Annotated in this window: 9 protein-coding genes and 2 tRNA genes; 4 read left to right on the top strand and 7 right to left on the bottom strand. The window is 73.6% G+C overall.

What is annotated here, in order from left to right; translation table 11 throughout:
• Positions 1 to 163: 163 nt before the first annotated feature.
• Positions 164 to 235: transfer RNA gene (locus NHH00_RS04610), tRNA-Gln, on the top strand.
• Positions 236 to 334: 99 nt separating this feature from the next.
• Positions 335 to 407, top strand: a tRNA-Glu gene (locus tag NHH00_RS04605).
• A gap of 198 nt (positions 408 to 605) precedes the next feature.
• Here NHH00_RS04605 and NHH00_RS04600 read toward each other — a convergent pair.
• From NHH00_RS04600 to NHH00_RS04590, 3 genes are all read right to left on the bottom strand, one after another.
• Positions 606 to 1,586 (bottom strand): PH domain-containing protein, encoded by a 981-nt coding sequence (locus tag NHH00_RS04600; RefSeq protein ID WP_253050530.1) that lies wholly within the window; start codon positions 1,584 to 1,586, stop codon positions 606 to 608.
• A 2-nt stretch (positions 1,587 to 1,588) separates the two neighbouring features.
• The gene (locus tag NHH00_RS04595) at positions 1,589 to 1,756 is read right to left on the bottom strand and encodes a hypothetical protein (protein WP_167550992.1); all 168 of its coding nucleotides are present in this window, start codon (positions 1,754 to 1,756) and stop codon (positions 1,589 to 1,591) included.
• Between the two features lie 208 nt (positions 1,757 to 1,964).
• Positions 1,965 to 2,684: an IclR family transcriptional regulator gene (locus NHH00_RS04590; protein ID WP_024840729.1), complete on the bottom strand. Its 720-nt coding sequence runs from the start codon at positions 2,682 to 2,684 to the stop codon at positions 1,965 to 1,967.
• A 160-nt stretch (positions 2,685 to 2,844) separates the two neighbouring features.
• On the opposite strand from NHH00_RS04590, the gene leuC reads away from it, so the two are divergent.
• Positions 2,845 to 4,326 (top strand): 3-isopropylmalate dehydratase large subunit, encoded by a 1,482-nt coding sequence (leuC, locus tag NHH00_RS04585; RefSeq protein WP_253050789.1) that lies wholly within the window; start codon positions 2,845 to 2,847, stop codon positions 4,324 to 4,326.
• Positions 4,327 to 4,383: 57 nt separating this feature from the next.
• Complete coding sequence (gene leuD / locus NHH00_RS04580) at positions 4,384 to 5,019, top strand: 3-isopropylmalate dehydratase small subunit (RefSeq protein WP_087469387.1); 636 nt, start codon at positions 4,384 to 4,386, stop codon at positions 5,017 to 5,019.
• Between the two features lie 202 nt (positions 5,020 to 5,221).
• Here leuD and NHH00_RS04575 read toward each other — a convergent pair whose 3' ends face one another.
• The 4 genes from NHH00_RS04575 to NHH00_RS04560 all read right to left on the bottom strand — a co-directional run bounded on the left by NHH00_RS04575 (position 5,222) and on the right by NHH00_RS04560 (position 11,437).
• On the bottom strand, positions 5,222 to 6,130 hold the full coding sequence (locus NHH00_RS04575; protein ID WP_253050528.1) for an LLM class flavin-dependent oxidoreductase: 909 nt from the start codon (positions 6,128 to 6,130) through the stop codon (positions 5,222 to 5,224).
• A 94-nt stretch (positions 6,131 to 6,224) separates the two neighbouring features.
• Complete coding sequence (locus NHH00_RS04570) at positions 6,225 to 7,532, bottom strand: hemolysin family protein (protein WP_253050526.1); 1,308 nt, start codon at positions 7,530 to 7,532, stop codon at positions 6,225 to 6,227.
• A gap of 36 nt (positions 7,533 to 7,568) precedes the next feature.
• The gene (locus NHH00_RS04565) at positions 7,569 to 8,693 is read right to left on the bottom strand and encodes a DUF808 domain-containing protein (protein ID WP_253050524.1); all 1,125 of its coding nucleotides are present in this window, start codon (positions 8,691 to 8,693) and stop codon (positions 7,569 to 7,571) included.
• Positions 8,694 to 8,872: 179 nt separating this feature from the next.
• Positions 8,873 to 11,437 carry a leucine--tRNA ligase gene (locus NHH00_RS04560; RefSeq protein WP_374614169.1) on the bottom strand — a complete coding sequence of 855 codons (2,565 nt, stop codon included), beginning with the start codon at positions 11,435 to 11,437 and terminating at the stop codon, positions 8,873 to 8,875.
• Positions 11,438 to 11,440 lie beyond the last annotated feature (3 nt).

Here is an 11,440-nt window from a genome sequence, read left to right as displayed (position 1 = left end):
CCGGAGGTGCCCGTGCGTACCGGACCTCCACGGTGCGGGTCGCATTTGGTCCGCGTCCCCATGTCCGGTAATGTTCTCGGCCGGTGGGACCTCCACGGGAGGGAGCCAGGGGACGAGTCTCGACTCGTCGAAACGGCTCCTCGACGGTGGCTGGTTACCCCCTTGGGGTATGGTGTAATTGGCAGCACGAGTGATTCTGGTTCACTTAGTCTAGGTTCGAGTCCTGGTACCCCAGCGAAGAGCTCCGGCTCGGATCGCGTGGTCAAGACCGCGCGAAACATGAGGTAGAGTTCTCGACGGAGAAACGGACCGGAAACGGTACGAGGATCCACAGGCCCCCATCGTCTAGCGGCCTAGGACGTCGCCCTCTCACGGCGGTAACACGGGTTCAAATCCCGTTGGGGGTACAGAGAAAGGCCCGGTCACCATCACGGTGACCGGGCCTTTGTCATGCTCGGAGAAGCGTGAGCAGCGCTCGACGCGACGTGTCGTGGTGCTCGCACGCGCCGTGTGACGAAGGTCGCGGCCCTCGGTGGGGACGCGTGATCGCCGTGCTGGGCACGACGGAATCGTCAGCCCGCGCTCGTGAGCTCGTCGAGGTGTCGTCAGGGCGCGCCGTCGCGACCCGGGCCGGGCTCGTAGGGCTTCGGGATCGGCGTCGGCGTGGGGCGCGGGTGGATGACCGGCACGTAGGTCGCCCGGTGCTCCCCGGAGACCGCCCAGCCGGGCTCGTCGTCATGAGGCTCCGCGGGGTGCTCGCCGCCGAGCCACCCGTCCCTGCGTCCCGCGGCGCCCTGAGCCGCCTCCGACGGCCCCGCGACCGGGATGGGCTGCGTCGGCCCGCTCGACTCGCCCGCCGCGCGCCCGGGGACGACGACCACGTGCTGGTCGGCGGGTGGGGGCGCGGGGACGGGCGGCAGGGTCTGGGCCGGGCTGCGGCCGTCCCACGCGGGGGCGGGCTCGACGGGCGCCGGCTCGGCCGGCTGGGGAGGGCGCGGGCCCGGCGGCGGGATCGACGCCGGGGCGGCTCCCTGGGTGCCGCCCTGTGCCGTTCCGGGGCCGCTCGGTCCCGCGCCGGGGCGGCTCCCGGGCGTGAAGAGCGTGTCGCACAGGAGGCGGTACGTCGCGTCAGGGTGAGAGACCCAGTCGATCTGGCGCAGCGCCTGGTCCTGCCCGGCGGACTCCAGGAGGAACTGCCCGTAACCGAAGACGCGCCCGACGGGCGAGCGCCCGTAGTTCATGTCGGTGACCTTGGTGAGCGGCATCATCGCGACCTTGTGCGTGATGAGGCCGTACAGCAGGAGCAGGCGCTTGTCGGTGGCGACGAACCACTCGTTGCGCCACTCGAAGACCTTCCACACCAGGCGCCCGGCGAGGATCAGCCACAGCCACCACAGGAACAGCACGCCGTCGCCGACGGCCGGCCCCGCGCGCACGACCAGCCACGCGACGAGGAACGCGCCCGCGACGGTGGTCACGACCGGCTCGAGCAGCATCCCCCAGTGGTGGCGCGTGGCCACCACGACCCGCTCGCCGCTGAGCACGTAGCGGTCGAGGATCCGGCTCCGGGGACGGCCGCGGGCCACGGTCAGTCCAGGAGCGAGTTGAAGAACTGGCCGATGGAGCTGAAGGCACCGAGGATGACGTCCCAGATGCCCTCGACGATGTCGGCGGCGCGGTCGGGGCTCCTGATGACCGCGTAGACGGCGAAGATCACGAGCACCCAGATCAGGGTCATCTTCACCTTGGGATGCATCGGGACTCCTCGTGTCTCGGGTTCGGACGGTCAGGTGCGCCCCCTGCCGCCACCGCACCGTCCGGCGCCGGGGCACGCACAGCATGGCAGCAGCCGGTGACATTTTGACAGGGCACGTCCCGTTTGCCGCCCGCGGCGCGCCGAACCCGGGGCTATCGGCGGATCAGTCGCCGAACCCGGCCGCGTCCCCGGGCTCGGCGCGTCCCTGCTACTCGCCCGCGCGACGCAGCACCTCGGTGAGGCGGTTCGCCGCGGCCACGACCGAGCCGGAGTGCAGGCGGCCGGGCTGACGGCTCAGGCGCTCGACCGGACCGGAGATGGAGACCGCCGCGACGACGCGGCCGGACGGCCCGCGCACGGGAGCGGAGACCGAGGCGACGCCGAGCTCGCGCTCGGAGACGGACTGGGCCCAGCCACGGCGTCGGACGCCCGAGAGGATCGTGGCCGTGAAGACGGCCTCGCGCAGGCCGCGGTGGAGGCGGTCCGGCTCCTCCCACGCGAGCAGGATCTGCGCCGCGGAGCCCGCGTTCATCGTGAGCGTGGCGCCGACCGGGATCGAGTCGCGCAGGCCGACCGGACGCTCGGCGGCCGCGACGCAGATGCGGTGGTCGCCCTGGCGGCGGTAGAGCTGGGCGCTCTCGCCCGTGTGGTCGCGCAGGGCGGTGAGCACGGGGTTCGCGGCGGCGAGCAGGCGGTCCTCGCCGGCGGCCGTCGCGAGCTCGTTGAGCCGCGGGCCGAGGACGAACCGGCCCTGCATGTCGCGCGCCACCATGCGGTGGTGCTCGAGCGCGACCGCGAGGCGGTGCGCGGTCGGGCGAGCCAGGCCCGTGGCCGTGACGAGCTGGGCGAGGGTGGCTGGTCCGGACTCCAGGGCGCCCAGGACGGAGGCCGCCTTGTCCAGCACTCCGACTCCGCTAGTATTGTCCATAGGTCGATATTGACGTCTCACGCACTGAGATGCAAGTCCGGCGGAGATGTTCCACCCGCTGGACGTTCTCCCCGGCAGGCTGCCGGACGACGGACGATCGACCCAGACGGTTCTCCAGACCCCCAGGAGCACCGTGACAGACGACGAGGAGATGAGCTACATGGCCGGCACGCTGGCGGAGAAGGTCTGGGACGCGCACCTGGTGCGACGAGGCACCGACGGGTCGCCCGACCTCCTCTACATCGACCTCCACCTCGTGCACGAGGTCACCAGCCCCCAGGCGTTCGAGGGGCTGCGCCTCGCGGGCCGCCCGGTCCGCCGTCCCGACCTCACGATCGCGACCGAGGACCACAACACCCCGACGCTCGACATCGACCTGCCGATCGCGGACCTCACGAGCCGCACGCAGATCGACACGCTGCGCAACAACGCGCGCGAGTTCGGCGTCCGCATCCACTCGCTCGGCGACGCCGACCAGGGCATCGTGCACCAGGTCGGGCCGCAGCTCGGCCTCACCATGCCGGGTCTGACGGTCGTGTGCGGCGACTCGCACACCTCGACGCACGGCGCGTTCGGCGCACTCGCGTTCGGCATCGGCACGTCCGAGGTCGAGCACGTGCTCGCCACGCAGACGCTCCCGCTCGCGCCCTTCAAGACGATGGCGATCAACGTCGACGGCGAGCTGCCGCCCGGCGCGACGAGCAAGGACATCATCCTCGCGATCATCGCCAAGATCGGCACCGGCGGCGGCCAGGGCTACGTCCTGGAGTACCGCGGCGAGGCCATCCGCAAGCTCTCCATGGAGGCGCGGATGACGATCTGCAACATGTCGATCGAGGCGGGCGCACGTGCCGGCATGATCGCCCCGGACGACACGACGTTCGAGTACCTCAAGGGCCGCCCGCACGCGCCCGAGGGCGCCGACTGGGACGCGGCCGTCGAGTACTGGCGCACGCTGCGCTCCGACGACGACGCCGTCTTCGACACCGAGGTCACGCTCCGCGCGTCCGACCTGGAGCCCTTCGTCACCTGGGGCACCAACCCTGGCCAGGGCCTGCCCATCTCCGCGACCGTGCCCGTCCCCGAGGAGATCGCGGACGAGAACGAGCGCGTCGCCGCCGAGCGCGCGATCGAGTACATGGGCCTCACGCCCGGCCAGCCGCTGCGCGAGATCCCCGTCGACACCGTGTTCATCGGATCGTGCACCAACGGCCGCATCGAGGACCTGCGCTCGGTCGCGAAGGTCGTCCAGGGCAAGCAGAAGGCCGACGGCGTGCGCGTCCTCGTCGTCCCGGCCTCCGCGCGCGTGCGCCTCCAGGCCGAGGCCGAGGGCCTCGACAAGATCTTCCTCGACTTCGGCGCGGAGTGGCGCAACGCCGGCTGCTCGATGTGCCTCGGCATGAACCCCGACCAGCTCCAGCCGGGCGAGCGCGCCGCCTCGACGTCGAACCGCAACTTCGAGGGGCGCCAGGGCAAGGGCGGCCGCACGCACCTCGTGTCGCCGCTCGTCGCCGCCGCCACCGCGCTGCGCGGGACGCTCTCCTCGCTGAGCGACCTCGACCTGCCCGAGGGCACCGACATCACGTCCTTCGACGGCACGCCGCTCGCGCCGCTCGACCCGCGCGTCCTCGTGCAGGTCTGAGCCCCGCGCCGCGCTGCTGCCCACTCGTCGCCCCGAAGACTCGAAGAGGTTCCTGCCATGGAGAAGTTCACGACCCACACCGGCGTCGGCGTCCCGCTGCGCCGCAGCAACGTCGACACCGACCAGATCATCCCCGCCGTCTACCTCAAGCGCGTGACGCGCACGGGGTTCGAGGACGCGCTGTTCGCCGCCTGGCGCGGTGACCCCACGTTCGTCCTCAACCAGGACGCCTACCGCGCGGGCTCCGTGCTCGTCGCCGGCCCCGACTTCGGTACCGGCTCGTCGCGCGAGCACGCCGTGTGGGCGCTCAAGGACTACGGCTTCCGCGTCGTGCTCGCGTCGCGCTTCGCCGACATCTTCCGCGGCAACTCCGGCAAGCAGGGCCTCGTCGCGGGCATCGTCGCGCAGGAGGACATCGAGCTCCTCTGGAAGATCCTCGAGACCAACCCCGGCACCGAGGTGACCGTGGACCTCGTCAACCGCACCGCGTCCGCGCAGGACGTCACCGTGCCGTTCCAGATCGACGACTACACGCGCTGGCGCCTCATGGAGGGTCTGGACGACATCGGCCTGACCCTCCAGCACGAGGACGAGATCTCCGCGTTCGAGGCGACGCGGGCGTCGTGGCGGCCCAAGACGCTGCCCGCGAAGACGCTGCCGAAGGTCGAGATCGAGGCTGCTCGGCCGGTCTGACCTTCCTGGCTCGGGGGCGGGCTCTGGGGGAGGTGACGACGGGTCTACCATCCGCGGGGCTCGTTCCTCGCCCCGCTCCCGCCAGGCCCACCACGACCCGTCGTCACCACCCCAGACCCCGCCCGTGGTCGTGTCGCCGACACGTCACTCGCGCGGACGGATCGGGGACGACGGCGACTCGCACCGTCGGCGCCTCGCCTCCTCAGGGGCGGGGTGGGCCCTGGTGGATGGCGTCGAGGAGGGACTCCGGGGTCGCGGTCTCGGGGTTCCATCGGGACTCGACCCACCAGGTGGCGCCCGCGTCGGCGAGGCCGGCGAGCTGGTCCGCCGCTGCCGAACGGTCGGACGGGAGCTCGCCCTGGACGACGACGTCGAACGGGCGGCCCGCGTCGAGGCCCAGCTCCGCACGGCGCGTGGTGAGCCAGGCGACCAGGGCGGAGACGTCGTCGGGCGTGGGGACGTCGAAGCCGCGCTCGCCGCGGAGCTGCAGCACGATCCCGTCCGCGCGCAGCGTGCGGTCGAGCGAGCGCAGCGGCGGGCGCTCGGCGTCCCAGACGCCCACGGGCCACACCGGCACGTGGTGCCCGACGACCGGGCGCTCCACGGGTCGGGGGAGGAACAGCATCTCGCCCGCGTGCACGTGCGTGCCGTCGAAGGTGAACTTCTCGCCCGACCAGGCGCGGTCGAGGTAGGCGATCGCGTCGTCGAGCAGCTCCGCGCGCTCACGCAGGGACTGGGGCTGGCCCGGGACGGCGGAGAAGCCGCCGTCGTCGAGCACGCCCACGCCGACGGGCAGGACCAGGCGTCCGCCCGACAGGTGGTCCACGGTGAGCGCCTGCCGCACGACCTCCCACGGCCGGCGGCGCGGGAGGGCGAAGACCATCGCCCCGAGCGCGATGCGCTCGGTCCGGACCGCCGCTGCGGCGAGCACCGCCCACGGGTCGAACGTGTCGACGGGCATCGACAGCAGGCTCAGCCCGTCCCACGAGAAGAACCCGTCCCAGCCGGACTCCTCGGCGCCGACCGCCATGTCCAGCACCTGGGCCGCGGAGCCGAAGCTCCCGACCACCCCGACCTTGATCCCCGACCCTGTCTCCGTCGCTGCGCTCATCCCGAGGACGCTACGCCCCGCCACCCACACCCGAGCCCGTCGAGTGCTGGGTAGGCGTCGTCTCCGGGCGCCAGCGACGACGAATCCCCAGCACTCAGGGGAGCGGGGTGACGTCGAGGCGGACGATGCGGCGGCGGGCGACGTCGGTCACGGTGAGACGGCGGTCGTCGACGTCGACGTGGTCGCCCACCGTCGCCAGCCGGCCGAGCTGCGCGACGACGTACCCGGCGACCGTCTCGTAGGGACCGTCGGGCAGCTCGACGCCGGTGCGCCGCGCGAACTCCTCGATCGTCTGGCCGGCGTCGACGCTCGTCGCGGTGCCGTGCTCGCGCGCCGGGGAGGGCTCGTCGGGGTCGTACTCGTCGCGGATGTCGCCCACGAGCTCCTCGACGAGGTCCTCGAGCGTGACGATCCCGTCGGTCCCGCCGTACTCGTCCACGACGACGGCGATGTGCACGCCCTCGCGGCGCATCTGCGACATCGCGGGGAGCACGGTGTTCGTCGCGGGCAGGGCGAGGATCGGGCGGACGACGTCGCGCACCGCGAGGGCGCGCCCCGTCGCCGGGTCGGTGGCCGGGTGGTCGGGGCAGTCGCGCCCGAGGAGGTCGCGGACGTGGAGGAACCCGACGACGTCGTCGAAGTCGTCCCCGGTCACGGGGTAGCGCGAGTACGGTCCCGCCGCGACGGTCTCCGCGGCGTCGGCGAGCGTCGTGTCGGCGCGCAGGAACGCGACCTCGCCGCGCGGGGTCATGGCCTCGGCGAGCGACCGGTCGCCCGCCTGGAACACGTCGTCGAGGATGCGGCGCTCGTCCTCCGGCAGCGACTCGTGCGCGAGCACGATCTCGCGCAGCTCCTCCTCGCTCATCTCCTCGCTGCGCGCCGACGGGTCGCCGCCGAGCAGGCGCACGACGCCGTCGGTCGAGCGCGACAGCAGCCAGATGACGGGCCGCATGAGGGTCGCGAACCGGTCCAGGGGAGGGGCGACGACGAGCGCGACGCCCGCCGAGCGCTGGAGCGCGATGCGCTTGGGCACGAGCTCCCCGAGCACGAGCGAGAGGTACGCGATGACGAGCGTCAGCCCGACGAGCGCGACCGTGTCCGCGAGCCCGCTCGACAGCCCGAGGCCCTCGAGCGACGGCGCGAGGTCAGGGGCGAGCGTCGAGGCGCCGTACGCGGCCGAGAAGAACCCCGCGACGGTGACGCCGATCTGCACGGCGGCGAGGAACCGGTTGGGGTCGCGCGCGACCTCCGCGACCCGCGCGCCGCGCGCGGACTGCTTCTCGAGCCGGGCGACCTGGCTCTCGCGCAGCGAGACGAGCGCGATCTCGGTGCCGGCGAACACACCGCCGACGAGGATGAAGAGCAGCACGAGGCCGATGTTGGCCCAGGTACCGGAGTCCATGCTCCATCCAAGCAGGCCGCCCGGCCCGACGTGGGATCAGCGGTCGGTGGGGCTCGGGCCGGGGTCCGTGGGCTCGGGGTCGCTCGGCTCGGGATCGGCCTGGTCTGCATCGGCCGGGGCGGAGCCCTGCGGCTCGGCCGCCGGTACGGCGGCCCCGGTCGCCGTCCCGGCCGTCGCGTCGTCGGTCACGTCGCCGGTCGCGTCGGTCGGGCCCTCGGCGGTGGCCGGCTCGGCGTGCTTGCGGCGCGGGACGACGTGCGCCACGAGGACGACGACGCCACCCACGACGATGCCGACGACGGCCGAGCACGCCGTGTTGACGAGCCAGCCGAGGAACCCGCCCACGCCCGCGACGCCGGTGACCGCGTGCTCGAGGTGGTGCACGACGTCGTACGGGCCGTGCCAGCCGAGGTCGTAGGCGCCCTGGAGCAGGATGTGGCCACCGACCCAGAGCATCGCGATGATGCCGACGAACGAGATGACGGACATGACCTTGGGCATCGCGCCGACGAGCCCGCGACCGAACGACTGGACCCAGGGCGTGTCGCGCCGCGCGAGGTGCAGGCCGATGTCGTCCATCTTCACGATGAGCCCCACGACCCCGTACACGAGGACCGTGATGAGCACCGCGACGATCACGAGGATGATCAGGCGCGACCAGAAGGCCTCCGAGGCGACCTCGTTGAGCGCGATGACCATGATCTCCGCGCTGAGGATGAAGTCGGTGCGCACCGCGCTCGACACCACGGAGTCCTCGTCGACGGCCTTCTTCTCGGCCTTCGTCTCGACCTCGGCGTGGTGCCTGCCCGAGACGAGCTCCCACACCTTCTCGGCGCCCTCGAACGCGAGGTAGGTTCCGCCGAGCATGAGCAGCGGCGTGAGCAGCTGGGGCAGGAACTGGCTCAGCAGCAGGATCGCCGGGAGGATGAACAGCAGCTTGTTGCGCAGCGACCCGGTGGCGATGCGCTTGACGACCGGCAGCTCGCGCTTCGCGGCGAGGCCTTCGACGTAGCGCGGCGTGACGGCGGTGTCGTCGATGACGACGCCCGTCGCCTTGGCGCTCGCGCGCCCGGCCGCGGCGCCGACGTCGTCGATCGACGCGGCGGCGAGCTTGGCGAACGCCGCGATGTCGTCCAGGAGGGCAGCGAGTCCGAAGGCCATGGGGAGGTGCTCCGTGCGCCGGCCCGCGTCGCCGCGCACGGGCCCGCTGGTCGAGTGGACGCGGCGGCAGCATCGTAGCGAGTGCGGGCCCCGCGGCGTCGCGCTGGCCCACCGTCGCCCGGCGGCGCCCGGCACGGGGTCGGCGCCCGGTCCCGTCGGGACGCGGGCGCCGACCGTGCTCAGCGTGCCGTGGGGCGGGTCACGACGTTCACGAGGTGCGGCGCGCGCACGACGACGCGCACGACCTCGCGCCCGGCGGTCGCCCGCGCGACGCCGGTCGACGCGAGCGCGAGGTCGTGCAGCGTGCGCTCGTCGACGTCCGCGGGCACCCGCACCCGGCCGCGGACCTTCCCGTCGACCTGGACGACCGCCTCGACCTCGTCGGCGACGAGGAGCGCCGGGTCCGCGACGGGCCAGGTCGCGTCGGCGACCGAGGGATCGCGGCCCAGCCGGTGCCAGGCCTCCTCGGCGGTGTGCGGGGCGAACAGGCTCAGCAGCACCGCGACGACCTCGGCAGCCTCGCGCACGGCCGCCCGGTGCGGCGCGTCGGGCTCGCCCGGCGCCGGGCCGGCGTCGGACGCCCGCCGCGCGGCGGTGACGAGCTCCATGACGCGCGCGACGACCACGTTGAACCGGCTCCGGTCGAGCAGGTCCTCCGCCTCGTGCATGGTCGTGTGGGTCGCACGGCGCAGGTCGTGCGCGCGCGACCCGGGCGCCACCTCGGCGAGCGAGGCGTCGTGGGTCGCCGCGCCCGACCGTGCGCCCGGCCCGACGACCGAGCCTCCGGCCGACCCCACGGCCGGGCCTACGGCGTCGGCCAGCCGCAGCACGCGCGCGCAGAAGCGTCGCATGGCGCCGGGGTCGACGTCCGCCCAGTCCACGTCGTCCTCGGGCGGCCCCGCGAACACCATCGCGAGGCGGACCGCGTCGGCGCCGTGCCGGTCGAGCTGCTCGCCCAGGTCGACGCCGTTGCCGAGCGACTTGCTCATCGCCCGACCACCGTTGAGGACCTGCCCCTGGTTGAGCAGCGTCGCGAACGGCTCGACGACGTCCACCCAGCCCTCGTCGTGCAGGAACTTCGTGACGAACCTGCTGTACAGCAGGTGCAGGATCGCGTGCTCGACGCCGCCCACGTACTGCGCCGCGGGCATCCACAGCCGTGCGTCCCCGGGCCGGAACGGGACGTCGCCGGGCGGGCCGTCGTCGCCCGGCGAGCAGTACCGCAGGAAGTACCAGGACGAGTCGACGAACGTGTCGAGCGTGTCCGGGTCCCGCTCCGCGTCCGCGCCGCAGCGCGGGCACGGCACGCGCCGCCACGCGGCGGCGGCGGGCGACGCGAGCGGGGAGCGCCCGCGGGGGAGCAGGTCGTCGCCGGCCAGGTCCGGCAGCCGCACGGGCAGCGCGTCGTCGGGGACCGGCACGACGCCGCACGCCGGGCAGTGCACGACCGGCACCGGGGCGCCCCAGTAGCGCTGGCGCGAGACCAGCCAGTCCCGCAGCCGGTACGACGTCGCGCGCTCGCCCGCGCCGTCGGCCTCCAGCCGTGTGATCGCGTCGTCGACGTCGGGCCACGTCTCGCCCGACCCCGCGGGCAGGCCGTGGGCGGCGGCGAAGCGCGCGTCGCGGTCGTCGTGCGCGGGTACGCCCATGACCGCGCCCGTCCCGTAGCCGGGCAGCACGTGGTCCGCCGCCCAGACGGGCAGCCGCTCGTCCGTCACCGGGTGGCGCACCCACGCACCCAGGAACGTCCCGGCGCTCGTGCGCTGCGCGTTCGTCCGCTCGATCTCCCCGGAGGCCAGCGCGGCCTCCCGGTGCCGCGCGAGCGCCTCCGCGTGCTCCGGCGCGCACAGCACCGCCGCGAGCGGTCCGTCCGGCGCGACGGCGACGAACGTCGCGCCGGGCAGGGTGTCGGGGCGCGTCGTGAACACCTCGACGTGCTCGGGGCGTGCGCCCGGCCCGGGCGAGGCGCTCGCGGCGGCGCGGGGGCCGCCGTCGGGCACGACCGCGAAGCGCACGCGCGCGCCCGTGCTGCGCCCGATCCAGTTCCGCTGCATCGTCAGGACGCGGGCGGGCCACGCGCCCTCGAGCGCGTCCATGTCGTCGAGCAGCCGGTCGGCGTACGCGGTGACGCGCACGAACCACTGCGTGAGCTCGCGCTGCACGACGGCCGCCCCGCACCGCTCGCACCGCCCGCCCACGACCTGCTCGTTGGCGAGCACCGTCCGGTCCGCGGGGCACCAGTTCACGGGGGCCGTGGTGCGGTAGGCGAGGCCGCGCTCCAGCAGCCGCAGGAACAGCCACTGCGTCCAGCGGTAGTACTCCGGGCGGTGGGTCTCCAGGCGTCGCGACCAGTCGAACGACACGCCGTACCGGTGCGCCGTCGCGGCCTGCGTCGCGATGTTGGTCTCGGTGAAGACCGCGGGGTTCTCGCCTCGGCGGATCGCCGCGTTCTCGGCGGGGAGCCCGAACGAGTCCCAGCCGATCGGGTTGAGCACGTCGTACCCGCGCAGGCGCCAGTACCGCGCGACGACGTCCTCCAGGGCGAACACCTCGGCGTGACCCATGTGCAGGTCGCCCGAGGGGTACGGGAACATCGTCAGCAGGTAGCGGCGCGGTCGCGCGCCGTCGTCGCGCGCGCGGAACGTCCCGTGCTCGGCCCAGTGCCGCTGCCAGCGGTCCTCGATCTCGCGGGTCGACGGGGGAGACGGGGGTACGGAGGGTTGGGGTGGGTGTGCGGCGTCCACGGG

Source organism: Cellulosimicrobium cellulans (assembly GCF_024124905.1).
GTDB lineage: Bacteria > Actinomycetota > Actinomycetes > Actinomycetales > Cellulomonadaceae > Cellulosimicrobium > Cellulosimicrobium cellulans_G.
Note: the sequence above shows the minus strand (reverse complement) of the source record. Positions and strands in the feature narration are given on the sequence as shown.